This window comes from Arthrobacter sp. Bz4 (genome assembly GCF_003075455.1).
Classification (GTDB): Bacteria; Actinomycetota; Actinomycetes; order Actinomycetales; family Micrococcaceae; genus Arthrobacter_D.
In genome coordinates, this window is sequence record NZ_QDAE01000006.1 from 1 (window position 1) to 23,438 (window position 23,438).

The 23,438-nt window shown below is 62.9% G+C and carries 25 protein-coding genes and 3 tRNA genes; 18 read left to right on the top strand and 10 right to left on the bottom strand.

Going from position 1 to position 23,438, the window contains the following annotated elements; all coding sequences use genetic code 11:
* From DDA93_RS06545 to DDA93_RS06555, 3 genes are all read right to left on the bottom strand, one after another.
* Positions 1–1,020 (bottom strand): glycoside hydrolase (locus tag DDA93_RS06545; protein WP_116778354.1); only part of this gene is annotated, 1,020 nt, incomplete at its 3' end.
* A 178-nt stretch (positions 1,021–1,198) separates the two neighbouring features.
* On the bottom strand, positions 1,199–2,119 hold the full coding sequence (locus DDA93_RS06550; protein WP_019483328.1) for a cation diffusion facilitator family transporter: 921 nt from the start codon (positions 2,117–2,119) through the stop codon (positions 1,199–1,201).
* A gap of 43 nt (positions 2,120–2,162) precedes the next feature.
* Positions 2,163–2,534 carry a metallopeptidase family protein gene (locus DDA93_RS06555; RefSeq protein ID WP_337459704.1) on the bottom strand — a complete coding sequence of 124 codons (372 nt, stop codon included), beginning with the start codon at positions 2,532–2,534 and terminating at the stop codon, positions 2,163–2,165.
* A gap of 119 nt (positions 2,535–2,653) precedes the next feature.
* Here DDA93_RS06555 and DDA93_RS06560 point away from each other — a divergent pair.
* The 5 genes from DDA93_RS06560 (at position 2,654) to DDA93_RS17095 (ending at position 5,260) form a co-directional block, all read left to right on the top strand.
* Positions 2,654–2,726 (top strand) — tRNA-Glu (locus DDA93_RS06560).
* 87 nt (positions 2,727–2,813) lie between these two features.
* Positions 2,814–2,887: transfer RNA gene (locus tag DDA93_RS06565), tRNA-Asp, on the top strand.
* Between the two features lie 57 nt (positions 2,888–2,944).
* Positions 2,945–3,020: transfer RNA gene (locus tag DDA93_RS06570), tRNA-Phe, on the top strand.
* A 234-nt stretch (positions 3,021–3,254) separates the two neighbouring features.
* Entirely contained in the window at positions 3,255–4,385 is a 1,131-nt protein-coding gene (locus tag DDA93_RS06575; protein ID WP_019483326.1) for a TerC family protein, read from the top strand.
* Positions 4,382–5,260 (top strand): winged helix-turn-helix domain-containing protein, encoded by an 879-nt coding sequence (locus tag DDA93_RS17095; RefSeq protein ID WP_337459703.1) that lies wholly within the window; start codon positions 4,382–4,384, stop codon positions 5,258–5,260. Before DDA93_RS06575 ends, DDA93_RS17095 begins: the two co-directional genes overlap by 4 nt.
* 134 nt (positions 5,261–5,394) lie before the next feature.
* On the opposite strand, the gene DDA93_RS06585 is transcribed toward DDA93_RS17095, so the two are convergent.
* Positions 5,395–5,787, bottom strand: coding sequence for a YtxH domain-containing protein (locus tag DDA93_RS06585; RefSeq protein WP_024476248.1), 393 nt, complete (start codon positions 5,785–5,787; stop codon positions 5,395–5,397).
* A gap of 120 nt (positions 5,788–5,907) precedes the next feature.
* Complete coding sequence (locus DDA93_RS06590) at positions 5,908–7,107, bottom strand: helix-turn-helix domain-containing protein (protein ID WP_019483320.1); 1,200 nt, start codon at positions 7,105–7,107, stop codon at positions 5,908–5,910.
* A gap of 97 nt (positions 7,108–7,204) precedes the next feature.
* Between DDA93_RS06590 and DDA93_RS06595 the strand changes: the two genes are divergently transcribed.
* The 8 genes from DDA93_RS06595 (at position 7,205) to DDA93_RS06630 (ending at position 12,472) form a co-directional block, all read left to right on the top strand.
* The gene (locus tag DDA93_RS06595; RefSeq protein WP_019483319.1) at positions 7,205–8,287 is read left to right on the top strand and encodes a ferredoxin reductase; all 1,083 of its coding nucleotides are present in this window, start codon (positions 7,205–7,207) and stop codon (positions 8,285–8,287) included.
* Between the two features lie 13 nt (positions 8,288–8,300).
* Entirely contained in the window at positions 8,301–9,485 is a 1,185-nt protein-coding gene (locus DDA93_RS06600) for an acyl-CoA desaturase (RefSeq protein ID WP_019483318.1), read from the top strand.
* Between the two features lie 139 nt (positions 9,486–9,624).
* Complete coding sequence (locus DDA93_RS06605) at positions 9,625–10,125, top strand: hypothetical protein (protein WP_156809080.1); 501 nt, start codon at positions 9,625–9,627, stop codon at positions 10,123–10,125.
* 82 nt (positions 10,126–10,207) lie between these two features.
* A complete protein-coding gene (locus DDA93_RS06610; protein WP_019483316.1) occupies positions 10,208–10,708 on the top strand; it encodes an Asp23/Gls24 family envelope stress response protein in 501 nt (166 codons plus the stop codon).
* Positions 10,709–10,717: 9 nt separating this feature from the next.
* Positions 10,718–10,909 (top strand): DUF2273 domain-containing protein, encoded by a 192-nt coding sequence (locus DDA93_RS06615; RefSeq protein ID WP_019483315.1) that lies wholly within the window; start codon positions 10,718–10,720, stop codon positions 10,907–10,909.
* Positions 10,906–11,271, top strand: a complete 366-nt coding sequence (locus tag DDA93_RS06620) for a hypothetical protein (RefSeq protein WP_019483314.1) — start codon at positions 10,906–10,908, stop codon at positions 11,269–11,271. The genes DDA93_RS06615 and DDA93_RS06620 overlap by 4 nt, the downstream gene beginning before the upstream one ends.
* The gene (locus DDA93_RS06625) at positions 11,268–11,855 is read left to right on the top strand and encodes a DUF6286 domain-containing protein (RefSeq protein ID WP_116778355.1); all 588 of its coding nucleotides are present in this window, start codon (positions 11,268–11,270) and stop codon (positions 11,853–11,855) included. The genes DDA93_RS06620 and DDA93_RS06625 overlap by 4 nt, the downstream gene beginning before the upstream one ends.
* Entirely contained in the window at positions 11,852–12,472 is a 621-nt protein-coding gene (locus DDA93_RS06630; RefSeq protein ID WP_116778356.1) for a hypothetical protein, read from the top strand. The genes DDA93_RS06625 and DDA93_RS06630 overlap by 4 nt, the downstream gene beginning before the upstream one ends.
* A gap of 3 nt (positions 12,473–12,475) precedes the next feature.
* On the opposite strand, the gene DDA93_RS06635 is transcribed toward DDA93_RS06630, so the two are convergent.
* On the bottom strand, positions 12,476–14,203 hold the full coding sequence (locus tag DDA93_RS06635; protein WP_019483311.1) for a glycoside hydrolase family 13 protein: 1,728 nt from the start codon (positions 14,201–14,203) through the stop codon (positions 12,476–12,478).
* Between the two features lie 189 nt (positions 14,204–14,392).
* Here DDA93_RS06635 and DDA93_RS06640 point away from each other — a divergent pair, with 189 nt between their 5' ends.
* The 5 genes from DDA93_RS06640 to DDA93_RS06660 all read left to right on the top strand — a co-directional run bounded on the left by DDA93_RS06640 (position 14,393) and on the right by DDA93_RS06660 (position 19,664).
* A complete protein-coding gene (locus tag DDA93_RS06640) occupies positions 14,393–15,745 on the top strand; it encodes an ABC transporter substrate-binding protein (RefSeq protein ID WP_116778357.1) in 1,353 nt (450 codons plus the stop codon).
* Between the two features lie 138 nt (positions 15,746–15,883).
* Entirely contained in the window at positions 15,884–16,849 is a 966-nt protein-coding gene (locus DDA93_RS06645) for a sugar ABC transporter permease (RefSeq protein ID WP_019483309.1), read from the top strand.
* Positions 16,846–17,808, top strand: coding sequence for a carbohydrate ABC transporter permease (locus DDA93_RS06650; protein ID WP_019483308.1), 963 nt, complete (start codon positions 16,846–16,848; stop codon positions 17,806–17,808). Before DDA93_RS06645 ends, DDA93_RS06650 begins: the two co-directional genes overlap by 4 nt.
* Before the next feature lie 4 nt (positions 17,809–17,812).
* The gene (locus tag DDA93_RS06655; RefSeq protein ID WP_019483307.1) at positions 17,813–18,835 is read left to right on the top strand and encodes a LacI family DNA-binding transcriptional regulator; all 1,023 of its coding nucleotides are present in this window, start codon (positions 17,813–17,815) and stop codon (positions 18,833–18,835) included.
* 97 nt (positions 18,836–18,932) lie between these two features.
* Entirely contained in the window at positions 18,933–19,664 is a 732-nt protein-coding gene (locus DDA93_RS06660) for an alanine--tRNA ligase-related protein (protein ID WP_116778358.1), read from the top strand.
* 158 nt (positions 19,665–19,822) lie between these two features.
* Here DDA93_RS06660 and DDA93_RS06665 read toward each other — a convergent pair whose 3' ends face one another.
* The 4 genes from DDA93_RS06665 to DDA93_RS06680 form a co-directional block, all read right to left on the bottom strand.
* Positions 19,823–20,677: a hypothetical protein gene (locus DDA93_RS06665; RefSeq protein ID WP_019483305.1), complete on the bottom strand. Its 855-nt coding sequence runs from the start codon at positions 20,675–20,677 to the stop codon at positions 19,823–19,825.
* A 3-nt stretch (positions 20,678–20,680) separates the two neighbouring features.
* Positions 20,681–21,481: an exodeoxyribonuclease III gene (locus tag DDA93_RS06670; RefSeq protein ID WP_019483304.1), complete on the bottom strand. Its 801-nt coding sequence runs from the start codon at positions 21,479–21,481 to the stop codon at positions 20,681–20,683.
* Between the two features lie 28 nt (positions 21,482–21,509).
* Positions 21,510–22,334 carry an ammonia-dependent NAD(+) synthetase gene (nadE, locus tag DDA93_RS06675; RefSeq protein ID WP_019483303.1) on the bottom strand — a complete coding sequence of 275 codons (825 nt, stop codon included), beginning with the start codon at positions 22,332–22,334 and terminating at the stop codon, positions 21,510–21,512.
* Between the two features lie 102 nt (positions 22,335–22,436).
* On the bottom strand, positions 22,437–23,435 hold the full coding sequence (locus tag DDA93_RS06680; protein ID WP_019483302.1) for a sugar phosphate isomerase/epimerase family protein: 999 nt from the start codon (positions 23,433–23,435) through the stop codon (positions 22,437–22,439).
* Positions 23,436–23,438 lie beyond the last annotated feature (3 nt).

Below are 23,438 nucleotides of genomic sequence, written 5' to 3' on the forward strand. Positions count from 1 at the left end.
TGCCGGTGCGGGCGCAGGCGCGGGCGCGGGTGTTGTTGGCGCGGGTGTCAACGGTGCCGGTGCCGGTGTTGACGGCGCCGGGGCTGAGGGACTCGGCCGATTTACCGCTGGCGTAGTGGGATTAGGTGCCGGCGCCTCGGAGGCGGGTGCCGGTGGGCGAATTGCGGCGGGTGCGGCCTGCTGGACGGCCAATGGCGATCCCTCGGACCGCTGCGTCTCCGCGGCGGCTGCGGCACGCTCGGACTCAGCGATGATGCGAGCAAGCTCTTCCTCGCGCTGTTGCTCCTCAATCCCTGAAATGCGCTGCTCTTCGAGTGCTGCTGTGGTGTTGCGCAGCGAGGCCAGCTGGTCAACCAGAACGGTGCGCTCCGCCTGCCGCGACTCGACCAGTTGGGCTGCGGCGTCTGTGGCCCGCTGGTTGTCTTCCCCGGCTAGTTGGGCAGTCTCGGCCGCGTCTGCTGCCGCCTGTCGGGCAGCGGCAGCGTCCAGACGGAGTGCTTCCCACGTCTTGGCAGCGGTCTGTGCGTTTGTAAAGGTTGCGGCCCGGTTGGCTGACAAGCCGTACATGGTGGAGGCCCGGGACATAATCTCGTCGGGGTTCTCTCCACTGAGCAGCATCGTCATCCCGGGGGTAACGCCGCCCGACCGATACAGGTCGCCAGCCAACTGCCCCACCTCAACTGCTGCGGCGTCGTGGGTCAGCGCTGCCTCTTCGGCAAGGGCGGTGGTTGCAACGGCGGTGGCGCGTCGCTCGTCCAGGGCAGCGAGTGCATCAATGTAGGCACCCTGAGACTGCATCGCCGTTGTCTGTGCATCCTGAAGGTTTGCCGTGGCTTCGGCGAGGATTCCTTCGATCTCGCCCACCAATGCGGCTTTCGCCGTCGTGCTGTCCAGCGCGTCGGCGATCTCGGCTTCCGTGGGGATTGCGTTCGTCTCGGGGGCGGCCACTCCCGGAGCCAAGCCAACACCACTGAGTAGGACTGTCGTGGCGAGGACACCGACTGCTCTAAAGGAGCGCATGCGCCGCTTTCCTGATGACTGCACTATTCCCCAAATCTTCGCGCGGCGTATTACACAACAGTCACGACAGTAATGGGATGCATGTCACTTTAGCAACATTAGTCACACAGGTACCCTAAACAACAGGAGTGTCATTTGATGACGTTTGATCACGGCGTGTCGCGAAAGCGTTGGAAATTCAAGCGTGCTGGCGGCTTTCGTGAATGGCGTGCTCCGCAGGCTCGATCTGGAAGGTGCAATGCTGGGTATCGAAATGGTTACGGAGACAGTGGGTCAGCCGATCGAGCACTCGGTCCACGCCGTCTGCGTTGAGGGTGGCTTCGTCTACCACCACGTGGGCTGAAAACACCGGCACACCGGAGGTGATAGTCCACGCGTGAATGTCATGGACGCCGACGACGCCGTGCACCCCAAGGATGTGACTGCGAATCATCTCCGAGTCCACACCCTTCGGCGCCGATTCGAGCAGTACGTTGATGACATCCCTGAGGAGGCTCCAGGCCCGCGGCAGGATCATCAGCGCGATGGCTATCGACGCGAAGGTGTCGGCGGGAAGATAGCCGGTCGTTGCAATCACGACGGCGGCAACGATCACCGCTACGGAGCCCAGCAGGTCACCGAGCACCTCCAGGTACGCGCCGCGGAGGTTGAGGCTTTCGGCTTGCCCTCGACGGAGAATGAGCAGGCAGACGAGGTTGGCGACGGCACCAACCACAGCCGTGATGATCATGATGTCGGAACGGATGTCGGGGCTCGTGTTGAAGCGGCGTAGCGCTTCGATCAGGATCACGACGGCGATCACCACCAGAATGATCGCATTTGCGAGTGCCGCCAGGACCTCTGCCCGCTGGTACCCGTAGGTACTTCGCCGGGTGGCGGGGCGGGTGGCTATCCAGGAAGCGAGGAGGGCAATTGAGACGCCGGTGGCGTCGGACAGCATGTGCCCGGCATCGGCGAGCAGGGCGAGTGACCCGGACCAGATGGCCCCGACCACCTGGACCAGCACAATCGTCAGGGTGATTGCGACGACGATGACCAGCTTCCGGCGATGCTTGCCGGTCGCCGTGCCCTGGGGTAATCCGTGATCGTGCCCGTTCATAAAAACAAGTATCCGCTGTCGGGTCGAGGATGTGCGAGCAGGACTATCCCCAACCGAGCTCGTGCAGCCGCGCGTCGTCAATCCCGAAATGGTGGGCCACCTCATGGATAACCGTGATCAGGATTTCGTCAATGAGTTCTTCACGGCTGTCACAGTGCCGCAACAACGGCTGCCGGAAGATGCTGATGCTGTCCGGGAGGGATCCCGCGTCCCACCAGGAATCCCGTTCGGTCAATGGGGTGCCTTCGTAGAGCCCGAGGAGTTCGGTGTCCGGATCCTCGCCGGGGCCCGGCTCGTACTCTTCACGCACAAAGATGGCGACGTTGTTCATGGTGCGCATCAAATCTTCGGGGATCTGGTCGATCGCGTCATCCACGGCTGACTCGAAGTCTGCAAGGGTCATTTCGATGGGCACACCAACGACTGTACCGTCGGGGCAGGCCCGCCGACGGGTTCGTTTTGTGGAATCGCCAAACAGGCCCTATAGTTTTATAGGTCCACAGCAGGGGAAAATTCTTGCCTCGTGTGGTCCTGGCCCCCATCGTCTAGCGGCCTAGGACACCGCCCTTTCACGGCGGCGGCACGGGTTCGAATCCCGTTGGGGGTACGCAAGAGCAGGCTGGTTTCGGAGCACTTCGAGGCGGTCAAGAAGCGGCAGAGATGCTGGTAGGCTGAAGCTCTTGCAAAAAAGCAAGGCCCTGTAGCGCAGTTGGTTAGCGCGCCGCCCTGTCACGGCGGAGGTCGCGGGTTCAAGTCCCGTCAGGGTCGCTCAGGTTCATCAGTTTCGACTGGTTGACCGCGGTGACTGTCGTAGGATAGTTGCACGGCTCTGTAGCTCAGTTGGTAGAGCGTTCGACTGAAAATCGAAAGGTCACCGGATCGACGCCGGTCGGAGCCACCAGCTAAAACCCCCGGATAATCCGGGGGTTTTTTCTCTTTCACCGCCCTTTGTCGAGAAGTCGACTGCACAACGATGATCCTTGACGGCAAAACATGAACTGTGATTCACTTGTTGAGTACACGGAGGGGAGTACCCCCTAATAGTCCCGTCGTCATTACGGCCCCACGGTGGCCCGGCAGACAAGCCCTTTGAGGGCTGGGAGAGACCTCCGATCGATTCGATCGGAGGAATTTCATGGATGTCCCATTCTGGATTTGGGCTGCGGTACTCGGCTTCATCGTTGTCATGCTGGCTATCGACCTTTTAGCTCACCGGCGGGCTCACGTCATCGGGGTTCGAGAGGCAGCTGTCTGGTCAGGTGTGTGGGTGGCCTTCGGGGTCTCTTTCGGTGTGCTGATCTGGATGAACTGGGGTGCTGAGTTTGGTCAGCAGTATTTCGCCGGGTATCTCATTGAAAAATCCCTCTCGGTAGACAACGTCTTCGTCTGGGCTATCATTTTCAGCTACTTTGCCGTACCCCGAGAATTTCAGCACCGGGTCTTGTTCCTGGGTGTGCTGGGCGCACTTGTATTCCGCGGGATCTTCATCGCCGCCGGTGCCGTGCTGATCCAAAACTTCGCCTGGATCCTCTACGTTTTTGCCGCATTCCTGCTTTACACCGGGTATCGGATGATCCGCCAGCGAAACGACCATTTGAACCCCGAACAGTCACTGGTGTTGCGCGGGTTCCGACGCTTCGTGCCAATGAGCGAGGCGTACCACGGACAAAAGCTGCTGGTACGCCGCAACGGTGTACTGCTGGCCACTCCGCTCCTGGCAGTGCTGGTATTGATTGAGTTCACCGATGTAGTTTTCGCCGTCGACTCGATCCCGGCGATCTTCGCGGTTACTGATGAAGTGTTCCTGGTCTTCACCGCCAACGCCTTCGCCATACTGGGTCTGCGCGCCATGTACTTCCTGCTGGCGGATATGATCCACCGTTTCATCTATCTGAAGGTCGGATTGGCCCTGGTGCTGATTTGGGTCGGCATCAAGATGCTCCTCAAAATCGATCTGTTCTACATCCCCACGACTTTCTCGCTGGCGGTGGTTGCAACGATTATCGCGGTTTCCGTCGTCGCCAGCCTGCGCGCGACCCGAGGGCAGGGACGTAAATCCATCCCCCAACCGACGGATCCGCCTTTCCGGGTCGCCACGGAGGAAGAGAACGCGGAGCTGGAGCCGGTCTGGCGGGGGCGCAGGAGGGAGCTCGGCGGGTCTTCGGTCGACGCCGGAGGCACCGGCAAGGACACTGATGAAGACGTTCGCGACCCCACCGACGAGGTTGACCCGGAGTCAGCGACTAAGGGTGGCGGCGTACGATGACCGGAGCCGCATTCATTTTGTGTCGTCCCGTCGCCGCTGTCATCACCCATGATTCAGATGTCACCGTCCTGGCGCATAGCGCAGTCGGGGTGGCTTCAGAGTTAGGCTCTCCGTTGCTCTTTTTCGTCCCCATCCAGCGACCGCCGTTCACCGCCGATCCGGCGATCGTAGCGAGGATGTATCAGCGAGCATTGCGTGAAGCCGAATCCCTGGCAGCTTTGGCGCGGCCGATACTGGACGCAGCAGGGTTCTCCAGTTCCACGCGCGTTGTCTGGCACGGCAGTTGGTCGCTCAGGCGTTCACGCCCTGCCCTGACGACGGCCCTGGCCCGTGCGGTACGCAAATCGGGCGCTACTGCCGTCGTCACCCCCCTTGAACTACCCACGCGAGCCATCCGAGGTGTAAGAATCGTTCACCTGGATGCCATCAGAAAGCATCCGGCAAACTTGTTCGAAGCAACTCCCAATACGTCGAAGGGAAGAACTACTCCAATGTCCGGAATAGACAACACGAGAACGGCAATGGAGAACCCGGTCACCAGGGCGAAGACCCCGAGCACGGTCCCCGCCCAGCGTCCACCGTGGACATTTCTCACTAATCACGGCCATGTACTTTTGGCGGTGACTGCGAACTCCCGCGCCCTCGTCGAGGACATCGCTGCCACCGTTGGCATCACGGCCAGAGCAACTTTGCACATCCTTGCTGACCTGGAGGACGCCGGCTACCTCCAACGGGTGCGGGAAGGCCGCCGGACCCGATACGTCGTCCAGCCCACCCAGCACTTCCGTCACCCAGCCACAGCGCATCAGGAGATCGGTGCGCTCCTGGCAATCTTCACTCCGACCAACGTCACCCCACCCAAAGAGTCTTCATGAGGTAACGACCACCGCCCTTCTCGAAAGGCCACCGGACCGACGCCGACGGTTGCCTGCTGTGGACCAAAGAGAATGCCCCGCGCCCTGGACTGCGGGCGCGGGGCATTCGGGTAACTACCCCAAACGGGAGCTACCTAGACGGTGTCCGGGCGGGTGTCATCGTCCTGGTTCTGGAACGGCGTGTCCTCAACCTTGGCGGGGTTGCCCCCGCTGGGGCCGGTGGACGCTGAACCGGTGGACGCTGAACCTGTGGAGGTTCCCTTGGCGTCATCGGCCTTGTCGCTGCGGTGCAGTGCACCGGAGACCGACTCCTTGGCCTTCTTGACGGCGCCGCCAGCCTGCTCCTGCACCTCGGGCATCTTGTGCTTCAAGGTGGAAGCGGTGTCAGCAACAGTCTCCTGCACCTTCGGGTTGTTCCACAGTTCGTCAGCTTTGGTCTTCAGCTTGTCGTAGCTGTCCCTACCGGCACGCGAGCCGAGCACATAGCCGGCGGCCATGCCTGCTGCGAATACAAGTTTGTTCTTCATGATGGTGCTCCTGTCTGATCGTTCTAAGTTCTTATTGGCTGGATGAACCGTCTGGTGTGTTCGACCCAACCAATCTTCTAAGCAACCTTAGTTTATTCGAGGTGGATCCGATAGGCCGTGTCAACGCCGCCCGGCATGGAGGGCTAGCTGGAGTTCGAATCGGATCTGGGGATTCTCCAGGTCGTCACCGAAAGCCTCGCGAAGCTGAATGAGCCGGTAGCCAACCGTCTGCGGATGAATTTCCAGTTCGGCGGCAATGGGTGCCCGCTGCCCCCAATGCTTCAACCAGGATTGGAGAGTCTCCACGAGTCGCTCCCGCTGGGCCGGCCGCAACCCGTCCAGCGGCGCCAGCCGACGCTGGGCCAGCTCGGTGATTGCTGTGGGTTCGGCGCCAAGAATGACCTGTGCCAGATGCTCGTCGGCCCAGATGGGAGGATCCTCGGGCCCTTCACGTGGTGGGAACACTGTGGCGGCCAGAACTGCCAACCGCAACGAGTCGGGGACCCGTTCCCAGCCGGAGGCCGGCCCCACTGCTGCCGACCGTCCCTGTAGTGCCTTCGATAGCTGGCGGCGGGCCGTTGGGGTGTCGCGGGTGGGGACCAGGACCACCGCGTCTGTTTCCCGTTCCACCAACAGGGAACCGGGGTCGAGCTGGCGGCGCAGCCCCGCGGCCCGGTCAAGGGGCAGCGTGACCACGGTCATCTGTGCTGGCAAAGCCCAATCAGCCATCGATGCCGCCTGCCGCAGCGCCGCCTCGTCTGCCTGCCCGAGCAGTAGCAGTTCCAACAGCTCGGTCCTGCGCCGATCGACTGCCCCGGCACGCTCGGACTGCTCATACGCATACGCCTCGGCGCTCACCGCCGAAAGCTCGTCAATGTAGGCCAGGATTGACTCACCAAGGTTCACCACCACCTCAAGGCCCAGATCCTGCTTCATTGAGATCCGCGACATCTCACGGAAGGTCACCCGGGCACCCATCCGGTAGGCGCTCAGCAGGGCATCCATGCTGCGACCCTGCCGGAATTCCCCGCTCCCCAGCCCTGCTACCAGCTGCCTACTCTCCTCGGACAGGGCGGGCAGCCTGGTCCCCGGCAGCTGCAGGAAGCGCTCAAGAGCTACCGCGACCCCGCGCCGTAAGCCCCGACCGAACCGACCCTCAATGGGCCTCGCATAAGTCGGAACCAGTTGCGGCACAGCCTCAATGATCGCTTCGACGACGCCCGGCATCAGGGGACGCAGCAGTGCGCTGATCTCTTCGGGTAGGGCAAGCCAGGGTGGCTCCAACGCAAGACTCGCAGCGCCGGGTGTGGTGGAACTCATGCAATGCCTCGAGGATTGTTTCGACGGGATAGTTTCCTTGGCATAATCGTATGTCCTGCTAGGAGAACTACGGCGACCGTTATTCTAGACTTGAAGGATGATTCGGCTCCGTCAGCTTGCCCGCGCCGCATCCGTTCTGATCACTCCTCTCGCCCCTGAAGACGTACTAGCCCTCTTCAACCCGGTGTACTCGAGCCGTCAGCTGCGCGGTGTGGTTACTAAAGTCGTGTCCGAAACGCCCGATTCGGTCACCATCCACTTTCATCCCGGGTGGGGTTGGAAAGCGCACCAGGCTGGCCAGTGGGCTCGGATCGGTGTGGAACTGGATGGCGTTCGCCACTGGCGCTCCTATTCGCTAAGTGCCGCCGCAGGCGCGGATCCCGCAATTACGGTGACCGACGCCGGCGCAGTCTCGGGGGTCCTGGTACGCAATACCAAGCCGGGCGATGTCCTGTTCCTCGCTCCACCGCAGGGCGAATTTGTCCTCCCTGAACATCCCCGCCCGCTGCTCATGCTTACCGCCGGTAGCGGGATCACTCCAGTGATGTCGATGGTCCGGACCCTGGTGCCACGACGCCCGGACGCCGACGTCGTCCTGATCCACTCGGCGAGGACGCCGAAGGACAGTCTGTTCCTGGAAGAGCTGAACGAGCTGGCCGACCAGTTCTCCAATTTCCGGGTAACCCACCTGTTCACGGCGGAGCGAGGCAGGCTGGACTTTGGATCCGACGCCGAGCTGGAAGAGTTGTGCTCAGACTGGCGTGAACGTGCAGCCTATGCCTGCGGTCCTGAGGAGTTCCTCGATGACGCGGAGGCGCTGTGGGCGTCCCAACCCACGCTGTCTGCGGGCCAGGAGGCCTCGGAGGGAAGTACGCTCACCATCGAGCGGTTCAGCACCAATCTTGCCGGCGGTGAGGGGCACGACGGCGGATTGGTTCAGTTTGAGGCGTCCGACCGCGAGGTTGAAGCCGATGGCGATACACCCCTGCTCGACGTCGGCGAGGACGCTGGCGTGCTGATGCCCAGCGGATGCCGGATGGGCATTTGCCATAGTTGTCTTACCCCGTTGCGAGCCGGTCAGGTCCGCGATCTCCGCACGGGGGAAGTTCATGGGGAACCCGGCCAATTAATTCAGACGTGTGTTTCGGCAGCAGCCGGACCCGTCAATCTGGACCTTTAAGGAGCACCACCGTATGACGACACTGACCGAACGCACTGAGACGAAGCCCGTAGTGACCCGGCCCGGGGCGCTCGCTGCAACCGGGCATCCGCTGGTGAGGCCGCCAGCAGCAGCGCATCTGTCCGATGAACAGATTGCGGAGCTGGGACGCGAGCTCGATGCAGTCCGCGACGAGGTGCTCGCCAAGCGTGGAGCCACCGACGCCGCTTACATCCGGCGGGTCATCAAGGTTCAGCGCGGCCTGGAAATTGCGGGCCGTGCTTCCCTGTTGGTGGGCCGCAACAAGGCGGCGTGGGTGGCAGGCACAGCTATGCTCAGTGTCGCCAAGATCCTTGAAAACATGGAAATTGGGCACAACGTGCTCCATGGCCAGTGGGACTGGATGAGGGATCCTGACATTCACTCCACCACCTGGGAGTGGGACTTCGTGACTCCTGCCAGGTCCTGGCAGCACACCCACAATGACCTGCACCACCGTTGGACCAACGTGGTGGGCAAGGACCGGGACGTCGGCTACAACCTGCTGCGCATGGATGCCGATCAGCCGTGGACCCCCTTCAACCTGGGCAACCCGCTCTATAACGCGATCCTGGCGCCAGTCTTCGAGTGGGGAATTGCTCTCTACGACCTGGAAATCCCCGAGTACAAAGAGGGCCTGAAGTCCAAGGAGGACATGTCGAGGGACCTCAAGGCGGTTGGCGTCAAAGCGGTAAAGCAATTCACCAAGGATTACGCTGCTACGCCCGCTGTTGCGATGTTGACTGGTTCCGGAAAGCAGGCGCTCTACGGTACGCTCGCCGCCAATGCGATCCGCAACGTCTGGGCGCACGCGGTGATCTTCTGTGGACACTTCCCCGAGGGCACCGACACGTTCACCGAGGAAATGGTTGAAGGCGAAACCCGCGGCGACTGGTACGTCCGCCAAATGATCGGTTCGGCCAACATCTCTGGCTCCAAGTTCATGCACCTGATGACCGGCAACCTGTCGCACCAGGTGGAGCATCACTGCTTCCCCGACCTGCCATCGAACCGCTACGCCGAAGTTGCTGTGAAGGTGAAGGAAATCTGCAACCGCTACGGATTGCCCTACACCACCGGGCCCCTGCCAAAGCAGGTTGCGTCAACCTGGGCGAAGGTCTTCAAGCTGGCACTTCCCGAAAAGGGACGGTTCTCGCTGCGTCAGAAGGTTACTGCCTAACGTTTGGTGAGCTACCGCTCAGAAGGCGCCCCGGTCGAGGAGAAGACCGGGGCGCTCGTGCGTTAAGTAACATGTCAGTGGGAATTCAAATGAATCGGGAGATGCCTGGGTGTTGGGATCGCGTGTCACAGTTGCTGCCGTGTGCGCGCTTGCCTTCTCGCTCACCGGTTGTGGTGACTCCGGCCCTGAGCCGAAAGGCACCGCGATTGAACTTCCCGACCTCACCACTGACCCACCCACCGACGAACCCTCCGCTCCGGCTGAGGATTCCCTCGCCGAAACCGCCGACCCGGAGAGTTCTCCCGGCTCCTCATCACCTGACAACTCAGGGGACAGCGGATCCGTGGGCACCAGCATGAAGGACTGCGTCATTGTGGCCGCCGGGGTTTCCTCGATCCTGCTGGCGCCGTTGAGCTTCATGGGATCTTCGGATGATGAAACGGTCGAACGGCTCCACAACCAGATCGACGATGTGCGGTCAATGGTTCCCCCGGAGCTGGCTGACGATTTCGACCGGCTGCAGGAGGTCGTCACGGCCAGTACCGAAAATGGGGGGAGTTTCGACGAAGCCTCCTACCGGGAGGCCGTGGCACCCGTTGAGCAGTGGCTGCACGAGCATTGCAACAAGCCCGTTCAGTAGTCGCCGTCGACGGGGGCCCCCTGGCAGTGCCTTCCAGGGCAGGTACCCGTTAGGCTGGGCTCAACGAAAGGGTGCAACGCCGATGGATGAGAACAGGACACCACCACCCAGCCACCGACCGGCTGAGCCGCTTCCCGGCGTCGCTGACGGGCCGCTCCCGCGGGAGACCGGGACCACCGTCAGCACGGTTGATGCGACGGGTGGGAAAACTACCATTGCCGACCCTGCGGTCGCCAAGGTCGCCGCCATTACTGCCGGGAAAGTTCCGGGTGTTTTCAGCCTCGGAACCGGGGCCGGTAGGGCGCTAGGCGCGATCCGCGACGCCGTCGGCGGCAACGACCTGAGCCAGGGTGTGCAGGTGGAGGTAGGGGAGACCCAGGTAGCGGTGGACGTTGTCCTGGTGGCTGAGTACGGTTACCCCCTCACCACCGTCGCCGATCAGGTGAGGTCGGCTGTCTATCAGGGGGTCCAGGAACTGGTGGGGCTGCAGGTTATCGAAGTGAACGTGGAGATCACCGATGTCCACGTACCCGGCCTCAATGACCCCAAAACCCCCGACAAACCCCGCCCCGCAGCTAGTTAGGCCATCACTATGACCCCCACCGTAGTCGGTATGGCGCTTGGCGCCGTCCTCGCATTCACTGCCCTGACCTTCGGGTTTTGGGGATTCCTCCTCATGGCCCTCTTCGTCGCAGTGGGCGCGCTGCTGGGTCGGGTTGCCGAGGGCAAAGTGGACCTGGCCAGCGTCCGCGACGCCCTCACGGGCCGACGCTCCTCCTCGTGAGCGCGGCACCACCGGGTCTCGCGGGGCACAACCGGATCAGCACTCAGGCGCTCACCAGTACCGCGCGGGCGGTTGCTGCCGACGTCTTCGGTGTTCCAGCCCAGCAGATCCGCGCGAGCTGGTCCGACGACCAGGGGCTGCTGGCCCTGCGCCTCGCGCTTCCCATCGGCGTCCCGTCCCTCACCCGTACGCTCCAGGATCCATCCCTGGTCACCGGGGTGGGTGGATCGATCTGGGACCGCACGCACGCGGCGAAAGCTCTCGTGCTGCAACAGGTAGCCCAGCTGAGTGGTTCACGGCTGAGTCGGGTCGACATCAGAATCACCGGCATCATGGCGGCTGAGGGGGGACGTGCCAGGTGAATGAACGCACTGCCCAGCTGACCCGCAAGGTGGTCCGCCGTGAACTGCATTCATCGCGCGCGCTACCAGCGGTCGCCGTCGCCATCCTGATCTCAGTCATCTGCCTGTACGTGATGTTCGAGGCTGCGCTGAAGGCAACCGGCCAGAACGCCTGGCTGGTCAGCCCGGAGCAGGTGGCAGCGTGGCTGGGGGACCTGCCCGACAATGTCCAGCTGGCCCCGTTGGTGGGCGCCGGGTTGCTGATGTTCCTGATTGGCCTCCTGTGCTTTCTTAGCGCCGTTCTGCCGGGGCGCCGGGCGCGCCATGCCATTCCCGACCAGCGCACCGGGATCGTGGTCGATGCTGAAGTGCTCGCCTCGGCCCTGGCCCGCCGCGCGCGGGTGGCCGCCGGGGTGACCCCGGATCAGGTGATGGTCACCGTGGGGCGTCGGGCCGTCGATGTTCAGGTGCGTCCGACGTCGGGCGTGCCGGTCGACGTCGAACGCATCCGCGGCGTCGTCGAGGACGAACTGCGGCTGACATCCGTCGCGCCGGTCCCGGCGGTGCGGGTAGCCGTCGCCCCTTCAGGGGTGATTGGCCAGTGAACCAGACACCACGGATCCTCAATCGGTTGTTACTGGGTCTCATCGGCACCCTCCTGATGGCTGCGGGAGTGGCAACGACTCTGTTGATGTTCCCGGCGGCAGCCCGCTGGTGGCGATCGGTTGCTGCCGATCTCGGCGAGGGAATCGACGGGTTGCTGCGGCAGACCACGCTCGACGGACAACGGGATAGCTGGCTCTGGATAGTGCTGGCGCTCGTCATGCTGCTGATTGTGGCGTGCATGGTCGGTTGGATCGCCGCGCAGGGGCGTGGGCGCTCCGGAACATTGGCCCAGGATGACAGCCATGCGGATGCCAGCGGGCAGGCTGCCGGTCGGGTGATAATCAACGGGTCGGTCGCGGAGCAGGCGCTGAAGGCAGCCCTGCAGGAGCGCGGGGATCTCGTGAATGCAGCGGTCACCACCTACGTGTTCGATGGGGAACCGGCCTTGAGAATCAGGGTCTTCCCTCGATCGGGGGTGTCTCCGCACGAGGTGGCGACCGAGGTCACTGACCTGGTCAGAGCCCTCGACCTGCTGGTGGGACGCCAGACGCCGGTGCTGATCAGTATCAGCGCCGGCGCCCGGACCCGTTTCACCCGGACGGAGCGGGTGCGCTAACCATCAGGAACTGAGCGGCACCAACCACACGGACGCGTTGGTGGTGAGGCGCCCGCCGTCGACCGCTGACCCGTCACTGGCCAGGATCACCCGGTGGTCATTGGGCAACTCGATCGTCGCGGCCCCCATGTTGGCAAGCACCAGGACAACCCCGTTGCGGTAGGAGAGGACACCCTCCTGCGGGCTGTTCAGCGGAGTCCATTCCAGGTTCCCACGACCCAGCTCATGGCTGCGGCGCAGGCCCAGTGCATCGCGGTACAGCTCGTAGGTGGAGCCCGAGACATCTACCTGGGTGTCGGCCGCGTAGCCGGCGAAGCTTGTCGGTTGCGGGAGCCAGGGGGCGGCGCCCGGCGCGCTCACGGCGTCGTACATTCCGAATCCGAAGCCGGGAGCCTCCGCAAGCCAGGGCAGGGGAACCCGGCAGCCATCGCGGCCGATCTCCGTACCGTTGGTCCGGGCGAAGGTCGGGTCCTCGCGGACGCCGTCGGGAAGGGTCGTGTGCTCGGGAAGCCCGAGCTCGTCCCCCTGATAAATGTAGGCGGAACCGGGTAGGCCCAGCATTACCAGCGCGGCCGCCCGGCCGCGGGAGAGCCCCAACGCCTCGTCAGGCTGCTCGTGGTCAGTTCCGAGACCCTTGGGGAACTGGGTGGGGTCCTCCAGGCCGAACCGGCTGGTGTGGCGGACCGTGTCGTGGTTGGACATCACCCAGGTGCTTGGCGCTCCCACTTTCCCCGCCTCGGTCAGCGATTCGGTGATGCTCTCCGTCAACTGGGCAGCATCCCAGCCCGCCAGCAGGAAATCAAAGTTGAACGCCTGCTGCATTTCATCGTGACGGACATAGCGGAACAGCCGTTCCGCAGGTTCCACCCAAGCTTCGGCAACCAGCATCCGATCGCCGTCGTACTGCGCCAGGACCCTGTTCCATTCACGGTAAATCTCGTGCACGCCCGGCTGATCGAAATAGGGCGGGGTTTGATTGAGATCTGCATCGGATTTATCCGAGTTCCCGCCGTCGATCATCTGGGTCTGCTCCGCCCAGTCCGGCAGACCTTCGGCCTTGACCATGCCGTGAGCGACGTCGATGCGGAAGCCGTCCACCCCGCGGTCCAGCCAAAACCGCAGCACAGACACCATCTCCGCGCGCACCTCAGGGTTGTCCCAGTTGAGGTCCGGCTGCTTGGTGTCGAACAGGTGCAGGTACCACTGGCCGTCCTCCAGCCTCGTCCAGGCGTTGCCACCGAAGATGGACTGCCAGTTGTTGGGCGGCAGTTCCCCGTGGGCGCCCTTGCCGTCCCGGAAGATGTACCGGTCGCGTTCCGGCGAATCGAGGGCCGCATGCTTGGCGGATTTGAACCATTCGTGTTCGTCGGAGGTGTGGTTCGGGACCAGGTCCACAATCACCTTCATGCCGGACTCGTGGGCTTCAGCGAGCATTGAGTCGAAGTCGGCCAGGGTGCCAAACAGCGGGTCAACGTCGCGGTAATCGGCGACGTCGTATCCGGCGTCCGCCTGCGGGGAGACATAGAACGGTGAAAGCCAGATGGCATCCACTCCGAGCTTCCGTAGATAGGGGAGCCGACTCCTGACACCCGGCAGGTCCCCCATGCCATCAGCATTGCCGTCCGCGAAGGAGCGGGGATAGATCTGGTAGATCACCGCGTCAGCCCACCACGGGCTAAGGGTTGTTGGAGTATCGGTCGAGCGGCTGACTGCAGGTGCAGAGGCGGTCATTGACTCTCCTTGGAGAAATCGGGAGTGGGGGAAAGGGATGCTGAGGTGCACGTCACGATTTGGTATCAAACACTGTGACATCTGGCACAAGTATTGTCCTGTAATACGTAAGCGCTTACATTCATTTTACCAAATGCTGAGGCGGGGCGGGTTTTGTAGGCTGCCACCGCCAGACAAAGGAGTCTATTCATGGCGACAATTCCGACCAAGAAAACGCTGCTGCCAATCGCGGCACTGAGCGTACTGACACTGGGCCTCTCCGCATGCGGCAGCGGGTCCGGGGACGACGGCGGCGGCGGCGACGAGCCTGCAGCCGACTGTGCGGCCTACGAGAGCTACGGAAACTTCGAGGACGCCGAGGTCAGCGTCTACTCAACCATTGTGGACACCGAGGCAGAACTGCTCGAGAATGCCTGGGCAGACTTTTCCGAGTGCACTGGGGTTGAAGTGGTGTACGAGGGTTCGAAGGAGTTCGAGACACAGATTGGGGTCCGCTCGCAGGCTGGAAACCCCCCAGACATCGCGATCTTCCCACAGCCTGGCCTGCTGGCTGCCGAAGTCGCGGGCGGCAACGTCCTGCCCGCACCGGCCGAGGTCGAGGCGCTGGTTGATGAGAACTGGACCGAGGACTGGAAGGGATATGGCACTGTCGACGACGTCTTCTATGGTGCGCCGATGCTCGCCAATATCAAGGGTTACGTCTGGTATGACCCAACGGTGTTCACGGACATGGGCTGGGAAGTCCCTGAGACCCTCGACGACATGATGACACTCACCGAGGACATCGCGGCCGACGGCACCATGAAACCGTGGTGTGCTGGTTTCGAATCCGGCGAAGCCACGGGTTGGCCCGGGACCGATTGGGTGGAGGACTACGTGCTGCGCCAGGCAGGTCCGGAGGTTTACGACCAGTGGGTGAACCATGAGATCCCCTTCAACGATCCGCAAATCGCTGAAGCCTTCGACGCGGTGGGGGAGATCCTGAAGAACGAGGAATACGTCAACGGGGGAATTGGAGATGTGCGGTCGATCCTTTCCACCCCGTTCGCTGATGCAGGGCAGCCAGTTCTCGACGGAACTTGCGCTATGCACCACCAGGCATCGTTCCAGGCTGCCAACTGGCCCGAAGGCACCGAGGTATCCGAAGACGGCGACGTGTGGGCGTTCATGACACCGGGCGTTGAGGCTGGTGGCGGAGCAATCACCGGTGGTGGCGAAATCATCGCTGCCTATGCCGACCGTGAAGAGGTTGTCGCCTTTCAGTCGTTCATGGCCAGCGGCGAGTTTGCCAATGCCAGGGTGTCCCAGGGCAGCGGAATCAGTGCCAACCTGGCACTTGACCCATCGGTTGCAACGTCCGACCTGGATCGTCAATCCATCGAACTGCTGCAAAACGAGGACACCGTCTTCCGCTTTGACGCATCCGACCTGATGCCGGGCGCTGTTGGTGCCAACTCCTTCTGGAGCGGCATCGTGGAGTGGATCAACGGTTCGGAGACCGAGGAGGTCCTCGACACCATCGAAAGCTCCTGGCCGCAGTAGTTCAAGAGCGAGCCCGGCGTTCCTTCGTCAAGGAGGAACGCCGGACTTGTCCTGACATTTTCCGCACCGTACTCGCTACCGTGTCGTTCGCAAAAGCGCATTCTGCGTCACCCTTTATCGCACCAAGGAGGCTGCGCAATGGAGGATCTTGGCAATAAGTTCCTGCAGGTGGTGGTGGCTCTGGCCATTTTCGCCGCCATTATCGGATTAATCATGCTCATCGTTGACCGGGCACCCAAGTCGTTCCGGGATAAAGCGACAGTCATTGGTTTCCTCGCCCCGGCAGCGATCCTGCTTGTCGTCGGGATGATCTGGCCTGCTGTCCAGACGTCCCTGCTGGCTTTTACCGACCGTGATGGCAACCTCAACGGTATCGAGAACTTCGTGTGGATGTTCACTGAACCCACCGCACTGATTACTCTGCGCAACACTGTGCTCTGGGTCATCCTGGTGCCACTTCTGGCATCCGGTATTGGGCTGGTGTACGCCGTCTTCATCGACAAAGCCAAGGGCGAGCGCACCCTGAAAGCACTGGTCTTCATGCCAATGGCCATTTCAATGGTGGGCGCCGGCGTCATCTGGCGATTCGTGTACGCCTACAAGGGTCCGGAGCAGGAGCAAATCGGTCTGCTGAACCAGATCCTGGTTTGGTTTGGTGGCGAACCTCAGCAGTTCCTCCTCGACGCGCCCGGCAACACCTTTTTCATGATCGCTGTGATGGTCTGGATCCAGGTTGGCTTTGCGATGGTGATCCTCTCGGCCGCCATCAAGGGCATTCCCATGGAGATTGTTGAGGCGGCCAGGCTGGATGGCGCGTCAGCGTGGCAACAGTTCCGTGACATCACCATTCCCTCCATTCGAGGAGCGCTGGTCGTGGTGGTCACCACTATTACCATCATCACTTTGAAGGTCTTCGACATTGTCCGCACCATGACCGCGGGTAACTACGACACCTCGGTAATCGCCAACGAAATGTACACCCAGGCATTCAGGGCCAATGAACCCGGTCGCGGCGCGGCGCTGGCACTCGTTCTGTTCCTCATGGTGCTCCCGGTGGTCGTATACAACGCACGCGTACTCAAGCAGCAGAGGCAGATCCGATGAGCTCGACGCCGACTATTCCCCCAGTTCCCGCATCAGCCCAGCCCGGGGAAACCCCGGCCGGTGCGCAGCCGCCCATCACCCGCCGGGTTAAGCAGAAGCTCACTTCCCGGGGTGCAACCATCGCGGCGATCATCATTGCTACCGTGTGGACTATCCCCACCCTGGGCCTCCTGATTTCCTCCTTCAGACCTGAGGAGAACATCCAGCGCAACGGCTGGTGGAACGTGTTCGGGGATCGCGAGCTCACGGCCGATAACTACGTGGATGTGCTGGTATCCGGAGGGAGCCAGTCGCCGAACCTTGGCCAGTACTTCGTGAACTCGCTGGCAATCGTCATTCCCGCCACAATCATCCCGCTCGTGATCGCCGCCATGGCGGCTTACATGTTCGCCTGGGGAAAGTTCAGGGGGAAAGACACGATGTTCGTGTTCATTTTCGCCCTCCAGATCATTCCCCTCCAGATGGCGCTGATACCGCTCCTGAGCCTGTTCGTGAACCTTCAGATCGGTGATTTCCAGTTACTGCCGTCAGGATCCTACGCCCAACTGTGGATCGCGCACTCAATTTTCGCCCTCCCCCTCGCCATCTTCCTGCTCCATAACTTCATAGCTGAGATACCCGGTGAAGTCATCGAAGCGGCCCGGGTGGACGGCGCGGGTCACGCCACCATCTTCTGGCGCATCATCATCCCGCTGTCAGTTCCGGCACTCGCCTCCTACGCCATCTTCCAGTTCCTGTGGGTCTGGAATGACCTGCTGGTCGCGCTGGTCTTCTCCGGTGGCACGCCCGACGTCGCCCCCATCACCCAGCGGTTGGCGGAACTCACCGGCACGCGCGGCGGCGAATGGCACAGGCTCACCGCTGGTGCCTTCGTGTCGATGATCGTTCCGCTGCTGGTCTTCTTCGGCCTACAGCGCTACTTTGTTCGCGGTCTGCTGGCGGGCGGCCTTAAGGGATGAACCGATGACCAGCATTGACGACGTCGCAAAATCCCTTGGCGTCTCAACGGCGACCGTTTCCCGGGCGCTCCGCGGGCTGCCCGGAGTGTCCGCCAGCACCCGGTTGCGGGTGCAATGTGCCGCAGAGGAGCTCGGCTACGTGCCGTCGTCGTCGGCGTCGGGTCTGGCGTCCGGCCGGACCATGGCGATGGGAGTGCTGCTGCCGCAGATTGAACGCTGGTATTTCTCGGCGGTGCTGGAGGGGGTGGATCGCCAGCTCCGTGCAGCCGGATATGACCTGGTGGTGTTCAGCCTGGGCGGGTCGGGGGTCAACCGGCAACGGGTGTTCCACCGGTCCATCCTGCGCAAACGCATCGATGCGCTCCTCGTGATGTGCATGGAGCTGACGGATGATGAACTCCGATCGCTGCAAGCCCTGGATTCGCCCACCATCGTGGTGGGCGGATCCGTCCGGGGAGTCCGTCATGTGGGAATTGACGACGACGCCGCGGCCCGGGACGCCGTCGAGCATCTAATTGCCCTGGGGCACACTGACATTGCACACCTGCGGGGCGGCGGGTCATTTGGTATCGAGTTCGAGGTGCCCCGCATCCGTGAGGAGGCGTATCTTTCCACGATGGCCCGGCATGGGCTGCCCGTCCGACCGGAGTGGTCAGTGTTCGGGGACTTCCGTTTCAAACGTGGAAAGGCGGCGGCGCTAACCCTCCTGCAGGATCCGGCTGATCGGCCAACGGCAGTGTTTTGCTCCTCGGACGAGATGGCCTTCGGCGTGATCAGTGCAGCCGCCGATCTAGGGATCAGCATCCCCGGGCAGCTTTCGGTGGTGGGAATCGACGACCATGAATTCGCGGACCCGCTGAGCCTGACGACCATCCGGCAAAGCCCCGAGGAGCAGGGGGCGTATGCGGCTGATCTCCTGCTTGCCGAGCTCGAGGGGGGCGTGCCCGTTGCCGCCCCGGCACCCCGTCCGCACGAGCTGATCATCAGGACGTCAACCGGGCCGCCGCGCTACCTGTCCGCTAGGTGACTACCCCGCCCACTGAATCAAGCTTTCGCTGGGCAGATACGTAACGCTCCACTGGATGGTGCGATTCGGTGGGCAACCGGGTAGATAGAATCGGCGGATGGCTACCGAACTGATGTACCTGAACGACTTCGATGTGTTGACCGGCGCCGCACGCGTGCAGTCGGTCAGCGTCGACGACGACGGCCGCACCGACGTCGTCCTGGACCGGACCTGCTTCTACCCCCGCGGTGGTGGCCAGGACTGGGATACCGGCGCGATCAGGGGAGCCGCCGGGGAGTTCGCGGTGGAGGAGGTCCGGTTGGACCCCGAAGGTATGGTCCACCACCTCGGAAACGGGCCAATCGCCGTCGGGGACGAAGTGTCGCTGGCGGTCGACACGACCAGGCGGGTGATGAACACCCGCCTGCACTCGGCCGGTCATGTGGTGGACCTGGCGGTTGAACGGCTCGGCCTGCCCTGGGTTCCAGGCAAAGGCGCACACTATCCCCACATGTCCTTCGTCGAATACAACGCTGCGCTGGCTCCGGAGGAAACCGAAGCCACGCTCGTGAGGATCCAGCAGGCAGCGCGTGATGTGGTCGGCGCCGGAAGCACCAACGAAATCAGGTTCATGCCGGTATCGGAGATGGGCGACTACTGCCGCAACGTTCCGGACAACATCCCCACCAACAAACCAGCACGGATCGTGCTGTACAGCGATGACTTCGGAGTCCCCTGTGGTGGCACCCATGTCCGGGACGTCAGCGACATCGGCACCCTGACCATCACCAAGATCAAGTCCAAGAAGGGCGTCACCAAGGTGTCCTACGCCGTGGAGGGGATCAACTAGCGCCGTCGTCGTCCGGTCTGGTGAGCGACCTGGACGTTGGCCCCCGACGTCAAGGTTCCTCACCGGAACGGCGCAGGTGGCGGCCGACGACGACGGCGCGCGCCCGGGCAGGCGGCTGGCAGCGAGGTGCTGGTGTCGATGTGGCCGGTAGCAGGCGGCTAGTTGGCGCGGGCCAACTGGCGGATCGGGATCCAGCGGGAGGCCAACCGACGATACGACGCTGCGGCGCCCGTCATGTCGCCTTCCGCCAGGCACTCGATGCCCATCCTGACGTCCATGGGTGACTCGTCGGGGAACACCAGGTCGGCGACCGGGCCGTAGTCGAGTTCCACCACCGCGTCGAGACGGAACAACTGGAGCCATTCGATAATGTCTGTCAGGTCATCGAGCAGGTCCAGCTCCGGCGCAGCGATCGCCAGAGACGCCATCGCGTGCTTGGCCCGCTCGATGCATTCGTGCACCGCCGCGGCCATCCGCACGGTGCGGACCTTGCCGCCGTCCTCAATCACCTCGGTGAGATCGTCTTCGTGGATCAGGACAAACCAGGAGAATGGAATCCCCCAGGTGGCTGATCGGGTGTGGAGCTTGGCGGTCGTCTCGGCGACGGTCTCGGGATCGAGTCGCGCCTGGTGTGCGTCGGTTGCCGCTTCGGGCAGCAACACATCCACCAGCGGACCGCGAATCGTTTGTCCCAGCGACTCGGCTGCCAGCGAGGTGCGGACCGCCAGCTGATTGGGGCAATAGTACTGAGCGGTGACGCCGTTAGTGCCGGGGAAATGAAGGACCCGGACCAGGTCTGCCCCGTGGTGGGGGAACGGGTCCGACACCTGGCGAAGAATCCGCTGCAGCGAGTTGTTGCGTTCAATCCCCTCGGTGTCCTTGCGTTCCCGCGACCGCTGCTCCAAAATCACCAGTTGCTGGGCGTCGCTGAATGCCTCAAGCGGTTCGAAGACCCTGAGGAACGACACGTAGGGGAAGGTGTGGCCCGTGGCGGCCGGACCGATGGCCGCCATCAGTTACCCCAGCTCCACAATGACCGGTGCATGGTCCGAGGCGCCCTTGCCCTTGCGTTCCTCCCGGTCGATCGAGGCGCCGGTCACACGCTCGGCAAGCGCCGGAGATGCCAGCACGAAGTCGATCCGCATGCCCATTTTCTTGGGGAAGCTCAGCTGCTTGTAATCCCAGTATGTGTAGACGCCGGGGCCCGGGGTGTGGGGGCGGGCGACGTCGGTGAAGCCCGAGTTTTCGAACGCGTGGAAGGCGGCGCGCTCCGCCGGGCTGACATGGGTGTAGCCCTCCCGCTGGAACAGGTCGATATCCCAGACGTCCTCATCCTGGGGGGCGATGTTCCAGTCGCCGGTCAGGGCGATCTGCGCCGTCGGGTCGGTTTCGATCCAGCCAAGGGCTTTTGCCCGCAGAGTGTCGAGCCAATCAATCTTGTACTGCATATGGGGGTCGTCGAGGGACCGTCCGTTGGGGACATACAGGCTCCAGACCCGCACGCCGCCACAGGTGGCACCGATAGCGCGGGCTTCCTGGATCGGCTCCGCGTCCTTCCCGAAGAGGGGCTGATCCTCGAAGGTGCGTTCGACGTCGTCGAGCCCCACCCGGGAGGCGATCGCGACGCCATTCCACTGGCTCAGACCAAAGTGGGCCACCTCGTAGCCGTTGGCTTCGAACAGATCCCAGGGGAAGTTCTCGTCCTTGCATTTGGTCTCTTGAATTGCGAGGACATCGACGTCGGAGCGGTCTAGCCAGGCTTCGACGCGGTCCGCGCGGGCTCGGAGGGAATTTACGTTCCAGGTGGCAATCTTCACAGGGAACACGTTACCAATGTCCCGGGCGTCAGCCCCGCCACCAGGTGTCCAGAATGGTGACAGGGACGGTGCGCTTGTGGCGGGTCATGGTGTGGCGGCGCTCAATCGCGAGAGCAGCCCACTCTTCCACCTCCCTGCCTTCCAGATAGTCGTCAATCTGGTCGTAGGTGATTCCCAGTTCGTGTTCGTCGGTGCGGCCGGGCTGATGATCCAGCAGATCAGCCGTCGGCACCTTGGTGTAAACCTGGGGCGGCGCGCCGAGTTCCTTGAGCAGCTCCCGGTTCTGGCGCTTGTTGAGGCCAAACAGCGGCAGAATGTCAGCACCGCCGTCGCCGTACTTGGTGAAGAACCCGGTGACCGATTCCGCTCCGTGGTCGGTGCCAATCACCAGGAGGTTGTGCTGGCCGGCGAGCGCGTACTGGGCAATCATCCGCGCCCGGGCCTTGATGTTTCCCTTGGTGAAGTCGGAGATGTCCTCACCCGTGGCACTGGCATACTCCGCTTCGAACCCGTCAACAGCTGCTGCGACGTTGAAGGTGCGCTGGCTTTTCGGCTGAATAAACTCCAGGGCCGCCTGCGCGTCATCCTCATCCTGCTGTTCCCGGTAGGGGAGGCGGACGGCGATGAAGTCCGCCTCAGTCCCTTCCTCGGCCAGTTCAGTCACGGCCAGCTGGGCGAGCCTGCCGGACAGCGAAGAGTCCACTCCGCCGCTGATCCCGAGAACAAAACCGTTGGTCCCGGTGGCCTTGAGGTAGTCCTTCAGAAAGGTGACCCTGGCACGGATTTCCGTTGCGGGATCGATGGTGGGCCGCACGCCCATTTCCTCAATGATGCTGGCTTGGTTTTCGCGCATGTGGAAAGGCTACTACGGTGGCGTTTCCGGTGCGTTACGGCAAATCACACGGCCGCTACACCGGCCCGCCCTACAGGGGCCGCGCCCTGGGACAGGAGCCCGCTACTGCTTGAAGGCAGCATCGAAGGAGGCGCCCGAGGGCCCGAAGTTAAACTGCCTCAGGAAGGCCAGGGCTTCGGGTGCACCCTGCAGCCGGTCCATCCCGGCGTCCTCCCACTCCACTGAAATGGGCCCGTCGTAGCCGATGCTGGTCAGTGCCCTGAAACTGTCCTCCCACGGCACATCGCCGCGGCCCGTGGACACGAAGTCCCAGCCGCGCCGGGAATCTCCCCACGGCAGGTGCGAGGACAGGATGCCGTTGCGGCCGCCGCCCATCCGCATCTTCGTGTCCTTGCAGTCGACGTGGTAGATCCGGTCCGCGAAGTCGGAGATGAACGCCACCGGGTCGATCTGCTGCCACATGAAGTGGCTGGGGTCCCAGTTCAAACCGAAAGCCGGCCGGTGCCCGATGGCCTCGAGCGCCCGCTGGGTGGACCAGTAGTCGTAGGCGATCTCCGACGGGTGCACCTCATGGGCAAACCGGACCCCGCACTCGTCGAACACGTCGAGGATGGGGTTCCAGCGGTCCGCAAAGTCCTGGAAGCCGGCGTCGATCACGTCCTGGGACACCGGCGGGAACATGGCCACGTACTGCCAGATCGAGGAACCGGTGAACCCCACCACCGTTTTCACCCCGAGCTTCTGGGCCAGCCGCGCGGTGTGCTGCATTTCCTCGGAGGCGCGTGCCCTGACGCCGTCGGGCTCCCCATCGCCCCAGACCCGGGCGCCGACGATGGCCTGGTGCCTGAAGTCGATCGGGTCGTCGCACACGGCCTGACCCTTGAGGTGGTTGGAGATGGCCCACACTTTCAGCCCGTTACGTTCCAGAATGTCCAGCCGGCCAGCGATGTACTCATCGTCGTCCCAGCGCCACGCATCCAGATGGTCCCCGGAGACGGCGACCTCCAACCCGTCGTAGCCCCATTCGCCCGCCAGCCTGGCTACCTCCTCGAAGGGTAGATCGGCCCACTGGCCGGTGAACAGGGTGTAGTTGCGTGCCATGGT